The organism is Aeromonas sp. R1-2, from assembly GCF_040908505.1.
GTDB lineage: Bacteria > Pseudomonadota > Gammaproteobacteria > Enterobacterales > Aeromonadaceae > Aeromonas > Aeromonas veronii.
Window position 1 is genome coordinate 33,939 of record NZ_JBFODU010000047.1, and the last position, 19,506, is coordinate 53,444.

General features: G+C 48.7%; 20 protein-coding genes and 1 pseudogene. 10 read left to right on the top strand and 11 right to left on the bottom strand.

What is annotated here, in order from left to right; translation table 11 throughout:
* Positions 1-42: 42 nt before the first annotated feature.
* Positions 43-789: a DUF4113 domain-containing protein gene (locus AB5Y76_RS16500; protein ID WP_113725460.1), complete on the top strand. Its 747-nt coding sequence runs from the start codon at positions 43-45 to the stop codon at positions 787-789.
* A 108-nt stretch (positions 790-897) separates the two neighbouring features.
* On the opposite strand, the gene AB5Y76_RS16505 is transcribed toward AB5Y76_RS16500, so the two are convergent.
* Positions 898-1,206, bottom strand: coding sequence for a helix-turn-helix domain-containing protein (locus AB5Y76_RS16505; protein ID WP_047440196.1), 309 nt, complete (start codon positions 1,204-1,206; stop codon positions 898-900).
* Positions 1,207-1,304: 98 nt separating this feature from the next.
* Here AB5Y76_RS16505 and AB5Y76_RS16510 point away from each other — a divergent pair, with 98 nt between their 5' ends.
* Together AB5Y76_RS16510 and AB5Y76_RS16515 are read left to right on the top strand one after the other, a co-directional pair.
* On the top strand, positions 1,305-1,775 hold the full coding sequence (locus AB5Y76_RS16510; protein ID WP_017780886.1) for a hypothetical protein: 471 nt from the start codon (positions 1,305-1,307) through the stop codon (positions 1,773-1,775).
* 209 nt (positions 1,776-1,984) lie between these two features.
* A complete protein-coding gene (locus AB5Y76_RS16515; RefSeq protein ID WP_017780887.1) occupies positions 1,985-2,176 on the top strand; it encodes a hypothetical protein in 192 nt (63 codons plus the stop codon).
* 331 nt (positions 2,177-2,507) lie between these two features.
* On the opposite strand, the gene tetR is transcribed toward AB5Y76_RS16515, so the two are convergent.
* A complete protein-coding gene (gene tetR / locus AB5Y76_RS16520) occupies positions 2,508-3,143 on the bottom strand; it encodes a tetracycline resistance transcriptional repressor TetR (protein ID WP_017780888.1) in 636 nt (211 codons plus the stop codon).
* Between the two features lie 80 nt (positions 3,144-3,223).
* On the opposite strand from tetR, the gene tet(E) reads away from it, so the two are divergent.
* Entirely contained in the window at positions 3,224-4,441 is a 1,218-nt protein-coding gene (gene tet(E) / locus AB5Y76_RS16525) for a tetracycline efflux MFS transporter Tet(E) (protein ID WP_017780889.1), read from the top strand.
* Positions 4,442-4,528: 87 nt separating this feature from the next.
* Here the strand turns inward: tet(E) and AB5Y76_RS16530 are convergent, their stop codons facing one another.
* The 9 genes and pseudogenes from AB5Y76_RS16530 to AB5Y76_RS16570 form a co-directional block, all read right to left on the bottom strand.
* Positions 4,529-5,197 (bottom strand): hypothetical protein, encoded by a 669-nt coding sequence (locus AB5Y76_RS16530; RefSeq protein ID WP_017780890.1) that lies wholly within the window; start codon positions 5,195-5,197, stop codon positions 4,529-4,531.
* A 158-nt stretch (positions 5,198-5,355) separates the two neighbouring features.
* Positions 5,356-5,517: pseudogene (locus AB5Y76_RS16535) on the bottom strand (IS5/IS1182 family transposase); the annotation flags it as partial.
* 217 nt (positions 5,518-5,734) lie between these two features.
* On the bottom strand, positions 5,735-7,897 hold the full coding sequence (locus tag AB5Y76_RS16540; RefSeq protein WP_263718865.1) for an ATP-dependent RecD-like DNA helicase: 2,163 nt from the start codon (positions 7,895-7,897) through the stop codon (positions 5,735-5,737).
* Positions 7,894-8,334, bottom strand: coding sequence for a VPA1267 family protein (locus tag AB5Y76_RS16545; protein WP_201909211.1), 441 nt, complete (start codon positions 8,332-8,334; stop codon positions 7,894-7,896). The genes AB5Y76_RS16540 and AB5Y76_RS16545 overlap by 4 nt, the downstream gene beginning before the upstream one ends.
* Positions 8,331-8,810 carry a hypothetical protein gene (locus AB5Y76_RS16550; RefSeq protein WP_164535988.1) on the bottom strand — a complete coding sequence of 160 codons (480 nt, stop codon included), beginning with the start codon at positions 8,808-8,810 and terminating at the stop codon, positions 8,331-8,333. The genes AB5Y76_RS16545 and AB5Y76_RS16550 overlap by 4 nt, the downstream gene beginning before the upstream one ends.
* Positions 8,798-10,675, bottom strand: coding sequence for an integrase (locus AB5Y76_RS16555; protein ID WP_242525569.1), 1,878 nt, complete (start codon positions 10,673-10,675; stop codon positions 8,798-8,800). Before AB5Y76_RS16555 ends, AB5Y76_RS16550 begins: the two co-directional genes overlap by 13 nt.
* 9 nt (positions 10,676-10,684) lie before the next feature.
* The gene (locus AB5Y76_RS16560) at positions 10,685-12,253 is read right to left on the bottom strand and encodes a site-specific integrase (protein ID WP_206221158.1); all 1,569 of its coding nucleotides are present in this window, start codon (positions 12,251-12,253) and stop codon (positions 10,685-10,687) included.
* Complete coding sequence (locus tag AB5Y76_RS16565; RefSeq protein WP_206221159.1) at positions 12,246-13,571, bottom strand: site-specific integrase; 1,326 nt, start codon at positions 13,569-13,571, stop codon at positions 12,246-12,248. The genes AB5Y76_RS16560 and AB5Y76_RS16565 overlap by 8 nt, the downstream gene beginning before the upstream one ends.
* A 164-nt stretch (positions 13,572-13,735) precedes the next feature.
* The gene (locus AB5Y76_RS16570) at positions 13,736-14,323 is read right to left on the bottom strand and encodes a single-stranded DNA-binding protein (RefSeq protein WP_005340181.1); all 588 of its coding nucleotides are present in this window, start codon (positions 14,321-14,323) and stop codon (positions 13,736-13,738) included.
* Between the two features lie 426 nt (positions 14,324-14,749).
* On the opposite strand from AB5Y76_RS16570, the gene AB5Y76_RS16575 reads away from it, so the two are divergent.
* The 6 genes from AB5Y76_RS16575 (at position 14,750) to AB5Y76_RS16600 (ending at position 19,432) form a co-directional block, all read left to right on the top strand.
* On the top strand, positions 14,750-15,397 hold the full coding sequence (locus AB5Y76_RS16575) for a LuxR C-terminal-related transcriptional regulator (protein ID WP_042080923.1): 648 nt from the start codon (positions 14,750-14,752) through the stop codon (positions 15,395-15,397).
* On the top strand, positions 15,397-15,840 hold the full coding sequence (locus AB5Y76_RS16580; protein ID WP_052447194.1) for a curli production assembly/transport protein CsgE: 444 nt from the start codon (positions 15,397-15,399) through the stop codon (positions 15,838-15,840). Before AB5Y76_RS16575 ends, AB5Y76_RS16580 begins: the two co-directional genes overlap by 1 nt.
* A gap of 11 nt (positions 15,841-15,851) precedes the next feature.
* Positions 15,852-16,253, top strand: a complete 402-nt coding sequence (locus AB5Y76_RS16585; RefSeq protein WP_019445195.1) for a curli assembly protein CsgF — start codon at positions 15,852-15,854, stop codon at positions 16,251-16,253.
* A gap of 7 nt (positions 16,254-16,260) precedes the next feature.
* On the top strand, positions 16,261-17,100 hold the full coding sequence (locus AB5Y76_RS16590; protein WP_005355003.1) for a CsgG/HfaB family protein: 840 nt from the start codon (positions 16,261-16,263) through the stop codon (positions 17,098-17,100).
* Positions 17,101-17,286: 186 nt separating this feature from the next.
* A complete protein-coding gene (locus AB5Y76_RS16595) occupies positions 17,287-17,808 on the top strand; it encodes a curlin (protein ID WP_263718864.1) in 522 nt (173 codons plus the stop codon).
* Positions 17,809-17,842: 34 nt separating this feature from the next.
* Positions 17,843-19,432 carry a curlin gene (locus tag AB5Y76_RS16600; protein ID WP_263718863.1) on the top strand — a complete coding sequence of 530 codons (1,590 nt, stop codon included), beginning with the start codon at positions 17,843-17,845 and terminating at the stop codon, positions 19,430-19,432.
* The last annotated feature ends 74 nt before the right edge of the window (positions 19,433-19,506 follow it).

Consider the following 19,506-nt stretch of genomic DNA (forward strand, 5'->3'; position numbering starts at 1 on the left):
GGGGTGGTCGATCTGCGCGATGAAACACGCCGCGCCAAACTGATGGCGATCACCCCGGTAGACGAGGTCTGGGGAATTGGTCGCAAACTCACCACCAAGCTGTCAGCTCAGGGCATCAACACCGTGGCTGATCTGGTAGCGGCTGATGCTAAGAGTCTTCGGCACCGTTACGGGGTCGTTGTCGAGCGCACGGTGCAGGAGCTGTGCGGGATCCCCTGCGCCGAGCTGGAGCAACTGGCACAGGCCAAGCAACAGATAATTTGCAGCCGATCCTTTGGGGAGCGCATCACCGCCTTCGGCCCCATGCGGGAGGCTCTCGCTGGCTACATGGAGCGGGCAGCTGAGAAACTCAGGACAGAGGGCATGTGCTGCCGCCATGTCACAGTATTCATTCGTTCGAGCCCGTTTGCGGAGCGGGAAACACATTATGCCAACCAGATCTCCATGCTGTTGCCGATACCCACAGCCGACACCCGTGAGTTGCTAGCCCAGATCGAGCCGCTGCTGAGCAGGATCTGGTTGGATGATGTTCGCTATATGAAGGGCGGCGTCATGCTGGCGGACTTCTCCCCGAAAGGCATGCAGCAAGGGGGTCTATTCGGCAGCGAACAGCAGGATCCCCGTAGCGATGCACTCATGCAGGTGATCGATAGGATTAACCAGGGGCGGTTGGGAAAGGTCTACTTTGCATCCCGAGGCCGAGATACCAGCGAATGGATGATGAAACGCGAACAACTCAGCCCCCGCTATACCACCAGTATCAAAGGGATCCCGGTGGTGAAGGCATGAGCACAACCATGAAAGTTAACCTCCTCTCCTAGCTACAAACCACTATCAATGCGTTGCAAACTTCTGGTGGTCAATCCGCAACATGAGCAGGTATCTTACTTAGCGGTATCACCGTTTATTTTCACGTAGCTTAAAGAGAAGATCTAACTTTTCATCCTCATCAAGTTGCTCAAATAGACAAACCAATTCCGCACTAAGATCATCTTCGCAAAAAAAATAACTCAGCGGCTTTCCCAGTACATTGGCAAGTTTTCGCATTGTATCAATGTCTGGAACGTGGCGACCTCTCTCATAGTGATTCATGCGACCACTAGCAGAACTATCATCCATACCGGCCCTTACCCCAAGCTCCTTTTGGGATATACCTGCTTTTTTACGCGCCTGCTTGAGTCTCTCTGGGAATGGGTTTTTGTACAATGTTTGTTCATCACAAAGTTCTCATATGTATAGATTGTCTAAGTTTCACCTGTCTCTGTATACTTAGCAATCCTAAGTGTTGTGGTTGTGGAAATTTTATGCAGAATAAAAATGTTTACAAAATCAGTAACAAGTTTTATCAAGTTTTACTCAAAATGACTGGTCTAAAAATAAGCAGGAAAGAGCTGATACGATTGGCTATGGAGGTCAATGACTTGGCTGTGTATCAGGCATCAGGCTTGGTTGACCGCCATGTATATAGCTTGAAAAAACAGGATGCAGTGAAAGCTAATGGGCCAAAAAATAATCGGCATTATATTTTTTCAGATGATCTTCTGGGCAGTTTACAAGCATCAATCAAAGGCGATAATTATGATCTAGCAAGTGAGTTGAGGTCTCTGGAAGAAGAGCTTCTGTTGACTCGTTATGAGTTACAAGCCTACCGCGAGATACTTGAAAAACTACCTCAAGAGAAGCAAAAAATTACTTGTTTGCATAAAAATGCATCAGAAAAAATCTACCGGTTGAATGGGAAAATTAGAGCGGTAAGTCAATTGGTGATGATGTAATTAAAAGGTATAAATGAAAGAGGCGTTTTATCGAAAAGAAGCATACCTGAGTCGGCCATAGCGCAAGAAGCGATGCCGCCAACGGAAGGCGGTGGCCAATAGATACTGTGTTCCTAGGCGGCTTATTGATTTGAACAAATTATGTGCATTTTGTGCTGAGCTACTAATGAAAATACCTGCTGTTACGGCTCAACGATAAGGATGACCCGATGCAGAATCTTGTATTGAGGAAAGCAACGCATGAAGATATGGACGACATACTGCGTTTGCAAATTCCCGTGTTCAAGGGAGAGCAGGGGATCCCTGACGAATTGATCCCTATTCCAGCTGAAAAATCGCCACAATGGTGGTGTGCAATTATGAACTCCACAATTGTTGGTGCCGTTGCAGCCTGGAAATAATGCGATGAAACTCATTGGGGGCGATTTGCAACAATGCAAAATTTCAGAGGGTATCAAATAGGTTCTAGCTTGGCTCGGTTTTCACTGCACGAACTTTTCGCACAATCTGTAGATGAAATCCATATGGATGCAAGAGATATCATCGTTAAGACCTTAAACCGAATGGGTGGCTTAGTTGTGGGAGACTCAATGCCATTTTATCGAGGGACGGTGACACCCATGATATTAACCAGAAGTGGTTTAATATTTAATAGATAAAATACTGACGATACATGTATATATTTGAAAACACTATCCATAACTATAAATTAGAGTTGACACATAGATAGCATCATTTATTACCATCCTCAATGGGTGTATGCTTTTTTTCATCTAACTGTGCAGAAAATCCAAATATTAATGATTTCAGCCCGAAATGGAAGGCCATTTCAGCAGAGGTTCTCGCCTGAATATTAAATGCCTCTTGTAATAATGGTGGTGCAGCGTCTATCACATGATTATTTTCTATCTGGTTTGTTGCTTGCTCCTCTAATACTGCACCCAACGTAAAATGGCTGATAGATTGCAGAATGAAAAGAGCCTCCTCGACCGAAAACCCTGCATCGCATAGACAGCGTAGTTGCGCCTCTGCTTGTTCAAACTGGGGGGGCGTAGGAGAGGTCCCTATATGCAATCGGGCTCCATCACGATGGACCAGTAATGCTTTACGGAAACTCAGAGCATTTTCCTGGAGAAACTGCTGCCAACTCTCAGTCGGTAACGGTGCTGAACGGGTGTGATGCTTCGCCAGTATTGCCTCTGAAAGCATGTTCATAAGAGTCTGCTTGTTGCGCACGTGCCAATACAGAGTCGGTTGCTCAATTTTTAGGGACTGCGCCAGCTTACGCGTAGTCAAGCCCTCTAGCCCTTCGCTGTCCAGCAGGGTGAGCGCCATTGAAATTACGTCGTCCAAGCTTAGTCGTGCCATCACTATCTCCTTTTGCTGTTGACAATCTATCACTGATAGAGTTATTTTTCAAACCCTATCATCGATAGAGAACGTTAACTATGAACCGCACTGTGATGATGGCACTGGTCATCATTTTTTTAGATGCTATGGGGATTGGCATAATTATGCCTGTCTTGCCGGCGTTATTACGGGAGTTTGTTGGAAAGGCTAATGTTGCAGAGAACTACGGTGTTTTATTGGCGCTGTATGCAATGATGCAAGTGATTTTTGCCCCTCTTCTCGGCCGCTGGTCAGATCGCATAGGTCGTCGCCCTGTATTGTTACTTTCACTTTTAGGTGCAACACTGGACTACGCATTAATGGCAACAGCCAGCGTAGTGTGGGTGTTGTATTTGGGACGCTTAATTGCTGGTATTACCGGTGCGACTGGAGCTGTTGCAGCCTCAACAATTGCCGATGTCACACCTGAGGAATCCAGGACACATTGGTTTGGTATGATGGGTGCCTGTTTTGGTGGCGGTATGATTGCTGGACCAGTCATTGGTGGTTTTGCCGGTCAACTTTCGGTACAGGCACCGTTTATGTTCGCTGCTGCTATTAACGGGCTGGCATTTCTGGTCTCCCTATTCATTTTACATGAGACCCATAATGCTAATCAGGTTAGTGACGAGTTAAAGAATGAAACAATCAATGAAACCACATCCTCCATACGCGAGATGATCTCCCCATTATCGGGATTGTTAGTTGTCTTTTTCATCATTCAATTGATTGGCCAAATCCCCGCAACATTATGGGTTTTATTCGGAGAAGAGCGCTTCGCATGGGATGGCGTAATGGTCGGTGTTTCATTGGCTGTGTTCGGGCTGACACACGCACTGTTTCAAGGACTTGCTGCTGGTTTTATCGCTAAACATTTGGGAGAACGGAAAGCTATAGCGGTTGGCATTTTGGCTGACGGTTGTGGCCTATTTTTATTGGCGGTCATTACACAAAGCTGGATGGTTTGGCCGGTTTTGCTGTTACTAGCTTGTGGTGGCATCACACTTCCCGCCTTGCAGGGAATTATATCTGTTCGTGTCGGTCAGGTAGCACAGGGACAATTACAAGGGGTGCTGACCAGTTTGACCCACCTGACAGGTGTAATCGGTCCACTTGTTTTTGCATTTTTGTATAGTGCAACCCGCGAAACGTGGAATGGATGGGTATGGATAATTGGCTGCGGATTATATGTAGTTGCATTGATTATACTGAGGTTTTTCCATCCAGGTAGGGTAATCCACCCGATAAATAAGAGCGATGTACAGCAGAGAATTTGAGCAACAATGCTGTACAGCACCGTAAATTCTGGCGCCCTACTCGGTGGATAGAGGTGAGCTGGTAGGTGGGTCTGGGATTGCGATCCATTAATCATCCTTTGGCAGCAACCGAGATAGGCCCACTTGAGCCGGTAGTTCCCCGATGACCTCAATCTTCCAACCCGTCATATTGGCCCGACACATGTGATAATGGTGCGCGATGTTGGCCTGCGCTTGCAAGGCGTGACGGGCTTTATCTAGTGCCTCAGTTGCATTGATGCCAATGCGGTTTAGCAGGAGTTCAACGCGGGTCTCCAGTTGCCTGCGTTCATGGGGGGAGAGTACCCCGGCCATTACCTTTGGCGCTACGTAAAGGCGGGCGTCGTCTTGCGAAATAGTCTTCAAGACACCGCGAGCGTACTCATTGGCGAGAGTGACCTCCTGGGCCATGTATTTGTGCATGAGGTGACCCTCTTCGAGGCGCATGATCACCTCGTTGACGTTGTAGTGACTGTGTTCCTCCAGATAGTCACGGACAAGGAGCTTATGGGCCAGCGCGATGACATCAGCCCGCTCGATATCGTTAGTGAGCCGAAGGCGTAATTCGGTTGCGCTGGCTAATTTGCCCATCGCGGCAGAAAGCAGACGACCACGTTGCGCCTGACCGGGGGACTCATCGCGACCGATAACTCCGGTTGGCAGGAATTTATCGGCTATCTCGCGGCTGACGGTGACGCGAATGCGGCTATTTTCCACGGTGAGGGTTTGATGCTTCATGTTACTGCTCCTGAGTCTGTCCGATGCCCGCGCCCACGGGGCCATGCCTATCATAATTGCGAGAGGCCTTTCGTGGGTAATTACACTGACTTGACCACTTACTTTGCACCCAGCCTTTTTAGAGAAGGTTCTTATGGCTGGATTTGCATCAGTGGTTAGGGGTGACGGCCATTGCCGACCTTGGGATAGATGGGCGTAATGATGACCAGCATCCAGGGCCAGGGAAGCAGTTACTCTATTCAAGAGAGGAAAACTTCTTTACGGGTCTGGCGGCGTTTGCTGTTGAACTCGTAATCAGCGAAGGTCAATTGATGACTCACGTTGGAGTTCGTTCTTGGTACAAAAGAGACTCTGGTGGTACTATGTCAAGGCCTTGTAAGGTATTGATTTTTAAGGTTCTAGCCCTTCCGATCGCTCAGCTACGGGCACATCTTGCTACGCAAGAGCACGGAATAAGCCGTGGACAACGCTGCGCGTTGACGCACCGCTTATCTCCGCTTGTACCCGTAGTCGCTCCCCAAGGGAATCAATCTCCTCTCATTTCTTCAACAGATCACGCAGATAGCTGTTCCGGTTATGGGCATTGCTGGGCGCTTTGGTGATGGCTGCAAACTCAGCTGTGCTGCCCACGATATGGACCTCATGCTCGGCCCTGGTTATTGCGGTATAGAGCCAGGCCCTGTCAACGATCCTCCCCTTTTGCAGCGCGATGATGATGCGTGGGAACTGCGAACCCTGAGCTTTATGGAGTGTGATGCAGTAGCCCAGCCTCATACAGTCCAGCAGGGATTGGGTGACATACACGCTCTCGCCTGTGTCCAGTTCAACCACTCCGTAGTCATCTCCAGCCCCGACAGCGCGAGTTAGCGTTCCGAGCGAGCCATTTTGAATGCCTTTCTCGTAATTGTTCTGAGTGAAGAGGATCACATCCCCTTGGCGCAGATCGTTGCGGCAGTAGGTTTCGCCATACATCTCAAATGCCATCCGAGCACCATCAGGGTTGACGGCCTCCTGAATAAGATTATTGATGTCCGCCACCATGGCTGTGGTCGCTCCTACCACTCGGCTGTTCTCGGGTGATTGCTGGTACAACTCGGCACAGACCTGGGCGATCTTGTCCTTGGATGTTTCATGGAAATGGATGTTACCCATGCTCAAGTTCTCGGGTATGAGGCCTTGATTTATCTGCATCGAGTATTCGGGAATGCCTGTGGTTCCCTTCTGGCGTTTAACGATGTCCAGGGTCACATTCGAGATAGCTTGTGATGCAACGATATCGGCCAGCACTTTGCCACAACCGATAGGGGGCAGCTGGTTTGGGTCACCTGTCAGTATGATCCGTACGGAGGGATGAAGATGGTTAGTGAGCCGGTACATGGTGGGTAGGTCGATCATGGATGCCTCATCGATCACCAACAGATGATTGGGAGACCCATCAGATGGCTCTATGGGCTCGTGCCGCAACAAGGCGGCAATGGTCATTGTCTTGAAACCTATCGACTCATGTAGGCGCATTGCAGCGCGTCCAGACAGCGCGACAGCATGAACCTCAAAGCCTATTTTACGATAGGCTTGCAGTGCGGTTCTTAGCACTGTGGTTTTCCCAGTTCCTGCACCCCCCGTGATGCAACTCACCGCATTGTCTAACGCGGTGAGCACCGCCTCATTTTGCATCGCGGTCAATTCATATGGCAGCTCGTTAACCGCCGCGATAAATGCAGTATTGGTGGACTCCTCGTAACAATTTTGCTGCTTGGCAAGCTTCAACAAGCGTTTGGCAACAACAGTCTCCATCAACATCTGCGCGGTAGGGTGATAGGTGCCTGCTTCATGGTTCAGCACATACTGGGCTTGGTGGTAACCAGCCTTGAATGCTTGTGCTGCCAACTCGCCGTCACCAAGCAATTTGGTCAGCAGGGGGCGAAGCCTGGCCAGCGTGGTGTAGGTGTGGCCTTTTTCCACTTCCGCGTGGATGGTGAACTCCAGGGCGGCACTCAGCCTCGTCGGATCTTTTAGTTCTACCTCAAACTTCGTTTGAGAAAGCGCATCCACTTCTTCAAATGCCATCCCGAAGCCGACCAGCAGGTAGGGATTAGCTTTGATTGCTTCAACGGAGCTTTCGCCATGGAATTTCAAGAGCCGCTGCTGAATGGGCGAGGGGATCCGGCACTCTGCCATCCAATTGCAGTGGCTCAGGTTTTTGTATTTTGCGTAGCCGTTGAACAGGGCATCAATAGATACATCACTCAGAATACTCTTGAGGCGCTCTCTGGACTCTGGTGTGTCGGTGCGCAGGGTGGCATGAAATTGCTCACCGAGTAGTTGCCATAACGCCCTGGCTTTACCGAGGCCAATTCCCTTGAAATCAGGCTCCTTGGCAATGAACTGGATCAGCTGCTCACCTGTCTCTGGCAGGGTGCATATTACGTGCTCAGGTGATTCATAGGTGTGTTGCCGCATAACAACGTCACCAACCTCGACCCTCTCAATGAGGGGGTTTCCATGGACTGTCCATTGCTGGCCCTGTGACGGTTGTGCCGGAAGGGTTTCAGGCCGCGCCTTAATGGTCACATAGTATTTGCCATCCTTGATCTGGTTGGTCTCGTCATTAAGTGGTATTCCAGAGAAAATCACGTAGCTGGATGAGCTATATGGGATACTGGTAACACGAAATAGTTCGGAATGGAGAGATTGGTTCATCGTGGCAAGATCCCCATTTCGGCCAATGTCTCAGATAGCTCACCGAAGCGCTCCAGTCTGGCTTTTAGCTCCCTTAGCTGCGCTTTCAGTTCAATATTCTCCTGCTCCAATATTGATACACGTTTGGTATCAAGTAGGCGTCGATGAGTCGTAGGGTCGTAAGTCTTGGGAGCATCTGCATGTTTTTTGACTTGGGCGGTTATTGGCGGCAACACCCCTTTCTCTCTCAAGCTGTCTTCCAAGTGCTGTAGTTTCTTACGAAGCTCGGGATTTTGAACCAAGGCGGAGCGACCACAATCGATCGCCTTGGCGATTTCACCACGACTGAGATTTCCTCTATGAATTATCTGTCGATAGCTATCATCGGTTTGTGTTGCTTTCCATAGTTCGAATGCCCTGACGGTTTCCTTGGCTTTCTCCGCACCGCTCCCCATCATTGACCTCCTGTTCGGCGTTTAACTTCTATAAGCGGCTTTCCAAGCATATCCTGTAATTTTTTTAGATCGGTACTATCTGTTGGGAAGTTATCAATTGATGTCATTCTGACACCATGCATGTAAGCATTATATTGCCATACTATGAAACGCTGTTTGTATGCATCATTCAAACTATTTAATCTGGCCAATTCATTCTCTAAAAGAGCAACCTTTTTTATAAGATACTCAAGCGTTACATCACGCTCTTTGGTAGGCTCAGGTTGAGAAGAACGTTCTTTTAAAAATGTCTTTCTTCGCGAGTATGCATCTTGAATATCTTTGTAAGAGGATAATGATTGACGTTGGACGCCACCTTTAACATCAATCATTATGGCAACTTTTTGACAGAGCAACTCCCAAGTTAACTTTCCTTCCCAAGTATTAATTAGACCTAGTATATTAGGCAGATTTTTTTCTGTGATAACTATTTTAGGCATAACAAATCACCCATAATATTAAAAGCTTTAGAATCGATAGAGTCAGGCGATTGAACTTCAATATTAAGCCCCTTCTCTAAAAGAACAACCTTGGCTGGCGAGGGATCATATACATCAGGAATACGAATGGGGGTGCCATCAAGAACATTTTCATCCTCTAATAGCCGGATCTTTGTTCTAATATGAGCAAGTCGCCAACCATGTGAGCTAACCCAGCGGTCAGCACCAAAGGCCCCCATTTTATGGCTTTGCTGTGCTTTTTCGAGTTGAGCTGCCACTTGAACTTCTCGTACTTTCAACAGCTCCAATGAGCTACTGAAGCCTTTGATACAGACCAATTCTTTGCAGGTTTCACAGTCACCGTTTCGCTGACATGGAATCATGGCAAAATCATGTTCACACACGCCTAGCTCTGTTACTATCGCTGCACCAGTAAGGTTCTTTCCGATTTCCTCGAAACTAATTGGAAGGTTACATTTTATTTTGTCCAACGTGTTTGCATTTTCAGGGATAGTAATAACTGCAATTGCATTGGACTTTTCTTCTTCTGTGCGATGATCATAGCTGGCATTATCAGCAACTCTTGCTCTCCCTGCCCAGTTTGCAAGCGTCAACTCATCCATCCCACCCCGTTCAGCTTTGGTACTTAGCCAATGCCTAGCTTGATGGGATGTTATATCGGGTTGTGAGCCATCCTCTCGTAATATGTTATGTTTCTCCCAAAGGAGGACTCCTTTTCTGGCATCAGACCTAGAAATCCTTGCATTAATTATGTTCACCGTAGGTAAAACAAACGAATGTTGAATAACATCATGTTCCGAATGTAACTCACGGTCTCTATATAGCAACAAAGCCTCTGAGGCCTTAACTTTTTTTGCGCTATCAACAAAAGGCCAGTTAACCAATTTGCTGAGATACACCATACTCCCATTGTTATCAGGATGCATTTCTGCATACATCGCTGCCTTACGTGCAGGCATGCTAATTTTTTTCAATCGTTCGATAGCTTCCAAAGCTACATCTTGCATGACAGTAGGAACCCATTTAATCCCTTCTTTGCCATTTTTGGCAGGCACCCAACGTATTCCAAGTTTAAGTTCTCCGCTGCGATTCTCCTCCCATACAGTACAATCTATGGGCAATGAGAATAACTCAGAGCATCGGGACGGTGCTTGCATTAGCAATGCTATTACAGAAGTAAAATATTCGGCTTCAATACCTAATGAAGGCGCGTCATGAAATAACTTAGCAAATAACATCATATCCTCTTCTGAGGGCAATTTATTTTTACGATGTTCTTTTCCATTCTCGTCAAGTTGAATAGTTAAATCTTTTACTTTTTGATATGGATTTGACCACCCAGGAAGACTCGGCGTTATAAAATTGTCACGGCAGAAATTAAGAAGAAGCTCCATTTGATAGCCCGCTTTATTTCGACCAGCCGGATTTGATATGCGTCTATTAAAGATATCGCCTAGCCTTTCTAAAACTAGGCCATCGAGCATCAGAATATCTGCTTTATGTTTTGATTGAATCAATGCTTCTTCAAGTATTCGAATAGCTTCGAAATGTCTGTGAAGATTTGTTATAGGTTTTAATGCGTAAATGTAGCGAATGTATGCTTTTGCAAAATCAATAAATGGTGCACCTAGGGGTGAGAAACTATAGGAAGTGGATGGTTCTAAATTTGTGGAGAAACGGGCAACAACACGGCGAGTATTGTGAAATGTGTGCCATAAATTATGTTCCCAGCAATCTTCACCGAAAACAGTTAATTTGTTTTTGCTACTTTGAATGAACTTTTCTAGATTTGCTTCTGAATTCAGTTCTATCGCAGGCTTAAAATGGAAAATGTTACTGTCCACTGACTATCCTCATGCTCGTTGTTGTTTCAGTTCAAAGCATTTCTGCACAACCCATTCAACTGCTAAAATTAGCCTATCTTTTGTTGCCGCGTACTCTTCACTTTTTGTCGTTTTCAACCTTACCTCTTTCTCCGCATATAGATGGGATAAGAATTTCTCGTGAGGAGCATCTAATAATGGTCTGAATTTTTCACAAGTGTAACAACTTTCATACCCCTTAATGCAAAAGTCATTGGTGCCGCATGCTCCTACGATATCGTTATCCTTGTTTGGTATGCGAGCAGCAAGGTCATGTCCTCGCTCACCCTGCTCTAAGTCAACGATAATGCGACCTAGGAATGCATTAGCAAAGGGAGCCAGTTGTTTGCCAATGGCCTTGTCAATATAGGTCACGGTATCTGCGGTATTTTCTGTATAGACCTTAACATTTTGTGTATCGTTGTGATCCAATGCCTCCGCTATGATCAACGGCCCCAAACCTTTTCGACCAAGGTTTGTTCCTCTTGTATGACGAAACCGCCGAGCCGTTATATGAATATAGTCTCCTGTTCTTTCAGAAATAGCTTTTTGTTTTCTTTGAAAATTTTTTAGCAGGTGCTCTCTTAGATCTCTTGATGACATATTGAAAATGTCAGTTTCTAATAACTCATCAGTTAATGATGTTCTTTGCGCCGCTAACTCAAAAACCATTTCCCAATCAATAAATAATGGAATTTTTGTTGCTTGAGAAGCAGTCAGTTTTATTGAAAATTTTGATTCAAACTTCTTTGTTTCATCTCTGATTAAATTACGCAACGTTAGATAGAGCTCTTCCGTAATTGGAAATTTTTTAAAAGAGAAACGGAATCCACCACCGCGCTGTTTTGCTCTCGGTATATTGAGGTAAAAATTTGTCACATTCTTACTGTGATCATGTTCTTTAAATAAATCGGCAGCCTTTATTTGTCGTAACTGTGTGGGGCGTCTAGCTGTAGCTTGCAATAAGCTCACATATGCATAGCATTGAAATGAGATATAGTTATCCCGGAATAAGCGAATAAGTTCATGATTTAATGCAAGTACCTCATTGTTAGTAAAGGCACCTGTTTCAGGGCAACGATTAGCAACTGACACTCCTTTCTTGTTTCCTGATAGAGTTAGTATTTCTAGTGTTTTCACCATCTCTGTTGTTACACCATAATAGCCATATTCATTCCAGCTAACAAGAAAGCCACGGAGTGAACCTAAGTACCATTCATGACTTTTATCAAGCATTGCTCGCCAGTTGAGTAATACATCCTCATCTAGTTTTTTGAATCTAGTGTCTCGCAATAGTCGTTGGAAGTGTAGATACATATTGGATGTATGGTGTGCTGATTGTTCTTCAGCATAAGTTGCTAGTGTTTTTTTAAATCCATCCAGCAGTTCTGGTTCCATAGATAAAACATCCGGCATGAATGCAATGCTGACATCTTTATTCAACATCCAGCGCTCTGAGTGAAAATCAAAGCTGTAACCATCTTTTGATACTAATTTTTTTGAGCTAAACCTTGATGGGAAATCGTCATTTTCTTCCTCAATGTAATCATATTTATTCATTTGTACCCTCTATTCGTTGAGATTCAATAAGTTGTCTCTGTAGTTCTTCTTGCTCTTCGAGTACGAGCTTGTTTGTTTTTTTGCGAATATGACGTTCAACATATGGTTTGGCAGAACTTTCTGATGTGTGCCCCATTTGATGCATTCGGCTTTTTGCTTCTTCACTAGGTGAAATAAACGCACGGTTGTTGTTCGGGTCTTTAGATAGAACATTGTTCTTGTCAATTATTTCTGAGAACCACTGGTTCCAGTTATGCCTAAAATAATGTGGGTGTATTGATTTGAACCGCTCATCTACAGATTTCATTGTTGGCACGATGATACTATCAAATGTACTGGTCGAGATTGGCAGTCCTTGCGTTTTTCCCTTCCTATGTGTAACAAACAAATATGGATGCTTGTTCGCGTTAGGAGTCTTTGCTCGTATATTTATGATGTAGTCATCAATAAGGGCCGCAGTTTCATCTCTAATTCGCAACATTCTTTCTTTCGTTTTTGCTACAGGCTGATTTTTGCGAGGATCATATATGTCATCATGGTGACGTTTTACCCATATGAATTTATTTGGCCCGTGAAGCATTAAAAAATTCGATTCAATAGATAGTGAGAGTAACTCACCTCTCCGTATGCCTAGTTCTTTTAAAAGTAAAAACATAAGATGATTTCGTTTTTTTGTCGAAGCATGTTTGAATGGATTCTTTGGATGGTCGAATTGTGCCACAGCCATAAATTCCTCAATTAATCCATCAGGCAAATCTTTACCATCCAGTTTGTCTACAACATTCTTACCTTTGCCTTTAGGGCGAACATCCAGTATGCGTTTATTCATACTGTTAATTTCTGTGAGTAGTTCAGTGCTATTACAGTTCTGTACAGCTACTCTAGCAATGAAATCTAAATAACCTGCAATAGCTGTCACTCGATTGTAAATGTTGTTACGTCCCACAGTGGGGGTGACACTGATTAGTCTTGGGGTATTAAATAAATCAATGACCTTATCTCTGGTTTTTTTACTTTTAGCTAAGCCTTTGACATGAGAAATATCATGACTGAGATGTTCTTTGATGTTGTCAATGTCAGTGTCGCTAAGAAACTTACCTTTCTGAAACTCGGAGAACAGGTCTCTGTGTTTATTTTCTTCCCATTGAAGAAACCACTTTAATGCACCTAGGCGATTTGAAATGGTATTCACCGACAAGCTGCTACGAAGTTTTGTTGTCACCCAGAGGGTAGCAAGAAAATGAGGCATACCATCATTGCCCATTAAGACAGGGTAACGTTCACCATTTGCAAAAATCAATCTATCTAGCTTATACACTGTGCATCCTAATCTTACATTTTCCTCATACATAAAGTTATAGTGCTGAAAATCGCGATGGCAAGTGAAATGCAAAAATAAAAAAACCCAGCATTTCTGCTGGGTTGCTTTGCACTCAAGATGGCGAAAGTGATTTATTCTTACACTTTCATCTTTTACAAGATCTAGAACGGGATATCGTCGTCGAAATCCATCGGCGGCTCGTTATATACCGGCGGCGCAGATTGCGGCTGCTGGGCAGGACGGCCATAACCGCCTTGCGGCTGCATGTTCTGCTGCGGAGCCGGTGCCGGGCGCTGCTGATTCATCGGCTGCTGGGCAGGCATGCTCTGCTGCGGCTGACCCCAGTTACCCTGGGATTGGCCACCCATGTTCTGGCCCATACCCTGACCGCCTTGCGGACGACCACCCAGCATCTGCATCACGCCAGTGAAGCTGTCGACCAGCACTTCAGTGGTGTAGCGCTCCTGGCCGCTCTGATCCTGCCATTTGCGGGTCTGCAGTTTGCCTTCCACATAGACCTGGGAGCCCTTCTTCAGGTACTCGCCAGCCACTTCGGCCAACTTGCCCATGAAGACGACGCGATGCCATTCGGTACGCTCTTTCTGCTCACCGGTCTGCTTGTCGCGCCAGGTTTCGGAGGTAGCCAGAGTAATGTTGGTCACAGCACCGCCACTCGGCATGTAGCGTACTTCCGGGTCTTGCCCGAGGTTACCGATCAGAATGACTTTATTGATGCCTCGACTGGCCATAATCTCTCTTCCACCTTATTTACCGGCCAGGTCGAAACCTGGTCCAACACGACTAGATACCTGATTAGTTGCTGTGTGCGGGGCGCAATGTCCCGCAGACGCATGTGACGGTCATAGTAACAGTTGCGAAGCGGATTGGCAGCATCCTTAACCGGCTTGATGTGCCAAAGGTAACTGTTGGCTCCTGCTGTAGTGATGGTCGGGTTGCAGCTGTTTCCGGCGCGTCCGGCATCACATTTCTGCCATATATTCCTGTTATGCTGGCCAATTGGCGAATTGGAATAGGTTTTTAAATCGACTAAAAACATATGGTTACGATATTTATGAGATCCATTCTCATACTTTTTTAATATTGTGCTCCCATACCTCCTTGGTAGACTCAGTCGGCCAGATTAGGTGGTTTACAGGTTCAAGGAAGAGCACACAATGAAAGCCGCATGCCCGATCGCACTGGTCACTGAAAATAATGTGCAGGCCAGCACATTTGCTGCATACCTCATCTCTCATTTGAGCCGTCCCGTCCAGCTAATCCACGAGATTAATCAGCTAGATAACCAGTGTGACGGCACGCTGTTTCTCATCGATCTCGACTATATCCGCTCCGGCCAGTCACTGGGCTGGAACCGGGCGATCTCCGAACGCTTTGGCATGGCGACCACAGTGCTGCTCAATGCTCCCACTGCGACGGATCGCGACCTGCTGCTGATGTGGCCGCAGATCTGCGGTCTGTTTTTCCGTCAGGATCCGCTCGACCGGCTGGTTGCCGGGTTGCAGAAAATCCTGCTGGGCGAGTACTGGATGCCGCGCCACCTGCTGTGCGAGCTGGTCGAATACTATCGCCAGGGCAATAGCTACCTGCTGCGTAACGACACCCTGTTGACAGCCAGAGAGCAGGAGATCATCCGTTATCTGATGACGGGCGCCTCCAATGTCGAGATCGCCGACAGCCTGTTTGTCAGCGAGCACACCGTCAAATCCCACCTCTATAACGTCTTTAAAAAGCTGAATGTGAAGAACCGGATCCAGGCGGTGAGCTGGGCCAAAGAGTATCTCGATGCTCCGGACTCCCACTGATGAAAGCGTTCTCTCTTGCGTGTTGCCTCGCGCTGCTCTGGGGCTGCACGACCGTTGTGGCGGCCGAGGCCGATGCACCGCTGGAGTCGGTACAGCCGGAGCAGGAGAGTGATCGGCTGGATGTGGATGGTCTGGTGCTGGATCGCACCTTTACCCGCTTCGGTCAGGGCTTTTATAACGAATTTACCCGGTTGCGCAGCGATGAAGACCCGGATGCCAGAGAAAATCTGACGATTCATGAGCGCCCGACAGCCCGCTGGGGCAGCCTGATCTGGATCACCCATAACCGGAAGGTGATTTTTAAAACCGCGCTCTCTCCCGGCCGCAATCAGCAGGAGCAGAGCGCCAAACTGGCTTGGTCACAGGTCAGGCAGACCCTCGAACAGCAAAAGATCGCGACCCTGTTCATGGATACCTTCGATTTGGAACATGATGAACTATAAGGATATTTCTCATGCGTGCCCGGTTATGGCTAGTTGCAGCCCTGATAGCGCCAACGCTCCATGCGTCGGAGCTTGTCTATCGCCCCGTCAACCCCAGCTTTGGGGGTAACCCTCTCAACAGCAGTCATCTGCTTGGCACCGCCAATGCGCAGAATGATTACAAGGATCCCGCCAGTGGCAGCGGTAGCAGCGGCACCTCGGCGCTGGATCGCCTGACCTCCAACCTGCAATCCCGCCTGATCAGCCAGCTGCTGGCCGATATCGGCAAGGATGGCAGCCAGAGCGGCAGTCTGGTGACCGACGATTTTGCCATCAATGTGGTGGATGAAGATGGCACTCTGGTGGTTTCGATCACCGACCGGGTGACCAACCAGACCACCATGATCGAAGTGAATGGCCTGATTGCCGACTGAGGGCGCGATGAAACGACAACTGTTATTGATAGTGCCCCTGCTTGCGCTGGCTGGCTGTGCGACCCATATCGGCTCACCCGTTGCCGATGAGAAGGCAACCCTGATGCCGCGATCCGTCTCTTACAAGGAGCTGATCAGTCTGCCCAAGCCAAAAGGGAAAATTGTCGCGGCCGTCTACGATTTTCGCGATCAGACCGGTCAGTACCTGCCTGCACCGGCGTCCAACTTCTCCACGGCGGTCACCCAGGGTGGGGTGGCCATGCTGAGCACGGCCTTGTGGGACTCTCAATGGTTTGTGCCACTGGAGCGAGAGGGGCTGCAGAACCTGCTGACCGAGCGAAAGATTGTGCGGGCGGCTCAGAACAAGCCCAACGTTCCCGGCAACAATGCCAATCAACTGCCCTCGCTGGTCGCCGCCAACATCCTGATCGAGGGGGGGATAGTCGCCTATGACAGCAATGTGCGAACCGGCGGGGCGGGGGCCAAGTATTTTGGCATCGGCGCCAGCGGGGAGTACCGGGTCGATCAGGTGACGGTCAATCTGCGCGCCGTCGATATCCGTTCAGGCCGGATCCTGAACAGTGTCACCACTTCCAAGACAGTACTGTCGCAACAGGTGCAGGCCGGGGTATTCCGTTTCGTCGAGTACAAGCGCCTGCTGGAGGCCGAGGCCGGTTTCAGTACCAATGAACCGGTACAGATGTGTGTCATGTCGGCTATCGAGTCCGGGGTGATCCGGTTGATTGCCAATGGCGTGCGAGACAATCTGTGGCAACTGGCTGACCAGCGGGATATCGACAATCCGATCTTGCAGGAGTACCTGCAAGACAATGCCCCGCTGCTTTGAGTTTTCCCGCTCGCGCAATGCCCTCCCTGGTGGAGGGCATTTTTTTGGCCTCCATCGAATACGAATTAAGACTTTCTGCTCAGCGACAGGGCGGCGCTTTTCATCCTCGAATCAGCGGAGTGCCTGATAGGCCACCTCTGGTCTGACAGGGATACTGTGGGCGTTTTCCAACAAGGCGATGGCGCGATGAAACACCTGTTGAGTGCTCTCTTTTTCCTGCTGATATCGGGCGCCCCGCAACTCGCCGCAGAGCCTGCCGTCTTCGACGAGCTGGCGATGGCAAGCGAGCTGGATTCCGGTCTGCAGAACGATGGGAATCAGGCGCTGTTGTGGCAACTCGGTGGCGAGCAGCAACTGCATCTCACCCAGCAAGGGGAGCTGAATCAGGCGCGTCTGCTGCAACAGGGTTGGGCCAATGAGTTGTCGCTCTCCCAGGTTGGAGATGAGAACTGGGTCAATGGTGCGCAACTGGGTGAGGGCAATAGCGCCGAGCTCTATCAGGCGGGCATCAATAACCGGATTTGGCTGCTGCAACAAGGCAGCGGCAATGAAGCCTGGATCAGTCAGCAAGGGGCAGACAATCAGGCCCGGGCGATCCAGCTGGGTGATGGCAATCAGGCCAGCATCGAGCAAAACGGTAACGGATTGGCGGCAACCGTTATTCAGACGGGAGCCAATCAGCAAGTAAATGTCGTTCAAACCAACTGAGCCTAGGCTCAACCATTAGCACGAGAGGGAAATCATGTTTAAACGTACCATCATTGCCTCGGCAGTTCTTCTGGCGACCAGCACCGCTTGGGCGGCATCTACTGGCAACCAGGCTGAGGTGACTCAGGCTCAATTCTCCAGCGGCAACCTGGCGTACATCCAGCAGGTCGAGGAGAGCACGGCTAACAAGGCGGCGATCTATCAACAGGGTAACGGCAACCTCGCCTCGACCGAGCAGCGCAATACCGGTGCTTCCACTGCTGATATCAAGCAAGCCGGTGGCCAAAACGAAGGGGAGGTATTGCAGCAGGGGGTGACCAATAAATCGACCGCGACCATTGATACCAGCGGGCAGCTGAACAAGGCCTCGATTACCCAGCAGTACTACAACGGTGAGGCCACGGCCCGGGTGAGCCAGCTCGGTGACAGTAACAATGCTCTCATTAAACAGGATGATGGTAACGGTGCCATTTCAGTGATTGAGCAGCAAGCGGATGGTAACAGCGCGCAGATCAATAACTACTGGTCTGATTATGCCAGCGCGACCATTACCCAGTCAGGAGAAGGTGGGCATATTGCGGATGTCGATCAACGCGAATCCGATGGTGCCGTTGCCAGCGTGGCTCAAGAGGGTGGCAATAACACGGCCTTAGTCGCACAACGTACAAGCAACTTCGGTTACGGCGCAAACGAGGGCACCTCTGCGGTCGTCAAGCAAAGTGGCAATGACAACACTGCCGAGGTCACTCAGCTGGGGCTGGCCAACGTGGCAACGGTGGAGCAAAGCGGGACCGCTGGCAGCGTGACAGCCCAGCAGTCTGGAGCGACCGCCGGACAAGGGAACAACCTGCTGGCCAAGCAGGCTGGCTCCGGTGAAACCGCCCTTCTGACCCAGACCGGGAGTCGTAACCAGATCGACTCTGAGCAGAGAGGTTCTGAGGATCTGTTGACCATCACCCAGAATGGTAACGAGAACATCGCCAATGCCAGACAGAGCGGTACTGGTGAAACGGCGGTCGTGACTCAGCTGGGTAATGGCAACCAGGCCGATACCAACCAGCAGGGGTCTGGCAACACTGCACAGGTCACTCAAAATGGCAGCAATAACCAGGCAGTGGTTGATCAGCTGGCCAGCAGCGTGGGTGGGTTTGTCACTATCGATCAGTTGGGTAGCGACAACTATGCCAATGCAGTGCAAGAGGAAGGTAGTCGCAACAAGGTCGATATTGACCAGAACGGCACTGGCAACCAGGTTGCCGCCGCGCGTGGCGTTGAGGGCAAAGGAGCCTGGACCTGGGGCTCGGACAACGAGCTGGTCGTGGCTCAGAAAGGCACTGACAACTGGGCTTATGCCGATGCGTCTCACTCTGACTCTGTGGTCAAAGTGACCCAGGATGGCGAGCTGAACAATGCCAAGGTCGAATCCTATCTGGGTAGCGACAACACGCTCACCGTGAGCCAGTTCGGTGAAAGACACGTGGCCAACGTTTACGTCAATGGCGGCATGGGCGGTGGCAATAATGAAGTCGACGTAGCACAAACCGACAGCCTCAACACTGCCAATGTGACTGTCTATGGCAGCGATAACATGGCCTATGTCTATCAGGGTTCTGGTAGCAACTGATGGTCATCTCCGGATTCAGGGGCCTGCGGGCCCCTCTTTTATTAGTGCTGCTCTGTGGGTTGATGCTGGTCCAT

Bases quoted from the DNA above. Each gene is read 5' to 3' on its own strand.
- AB5Y76_RS16595 (WP_263718864.1), top strand. From the start codon at position 17,287: ATGAAACACCTGTTGAGTGCTCTCTTTTTCCTGCTGATATCGGGCGCC.
- AB5Y76_RS16550 (WP_164535988.1), bottom strand. From the start codon at position 8,810: ATGCCTAAAATAGTTATCACAGAAAAAAATCTGCCTAATATACTAGGT.
- AB5Y76_RS16580 (WP_052447194.1), top strand. From the start codon at position 15,397: ATGAAAGCGTTCTCTCTTGCGTGTTGCCTCGCGCTGCTCTGGGGCTGC.
- AB5Y76_RS16590 (WP_005355003.1), top strand. From the start codon at position 16,261: ATGAAACGACAACTGTTATTGATAGTGCCCCTGCTTGCGCTGGCTGGC.
- AB5Y76_RS16585 (WP_019445195.1), top strand. From the start codon at position 15,852: ATGCGTGCCCGGTTATGGCTAGTTGCAGCCCTGATAGCGCCAACGCTC.
- AB5Y76_RS16530 (WP_017780890.1), bottom strand. From the start codon at position 5,197: ATGAAGCATCAAACCCTCACCGTGGAAAATAGCCGCATTCGCGTCACC.
- AB5Y76_RS16600 (WP_263718863.1), top strand. From the start codon at position 17,843: ATGTTTAAACGTACCATCATTGCCTCGGCAGTTCTTCTGGCGACCAGC.
- AB5Y76_RS16545 (WP_201909211.1), bottom strand. From the start codon at position 8,334: ATGATGGGGAGCGGTGCGGAGAAAGCCAAGGAAACCGTCAGGGCATTC.
- AB5Y76_RS16515 (WP_017780887.1), top strand. From the start codon at position 1,985: ATGCAGAATCTTGTATTGAGGAAAGCAACGCATGAAGATATGGACGAC.
- AB5Y76_RS16540 (WP_263718865.1), bottom strand. From the start codon at position 7,897: ATGAACCAATCTCTCCATTCCGAACTATTTCGTGTTACCAGTATCCCA.
- tetR (WP_017780888.1), bottom strand. From the start codon at position 3,143: ATGGCACGACTAAGCTTGGACGACGTAATTTCAATGGCGCTCACCCTG.
- AB5Y76_RS16510 (WP_017780886.1), top strand. From the start codon at position 1,305: ATGCAGAATAAAAATGTTTACAAAATCAGTAACAAGTTTTATCAAGTT.
- AB5Y76_RS16560 (WP_206221158.1), bottom strand. From the start codon at position 12,253: ATGAATAAATATGATTACATTGAGGAAGAAAATGACGATTTCCCATCA.
- AB5Y76_RS16570 (WP_005340181.1), bottom strand. From the start codon at position 14,323: ATGGCCAGTCGAGGCATCAATAAAGTCATTCTGATCGGTAACCTCGGG.
- AB5Y76_RS16575 (WP_042080923.1), top strand. From the start codon at position 14,750: ATGAAAGCCGCATGCCCGATCGCACTGGTCACTGAAAATAATGTGCAG.
- AB5Y76_RS16500 (WP_113725460.1), top strand. From the start codon at position 43: ATGGCGATCACCCCGGTAGACGAGGTCTGGGGAATTGGTCGCAAACTC.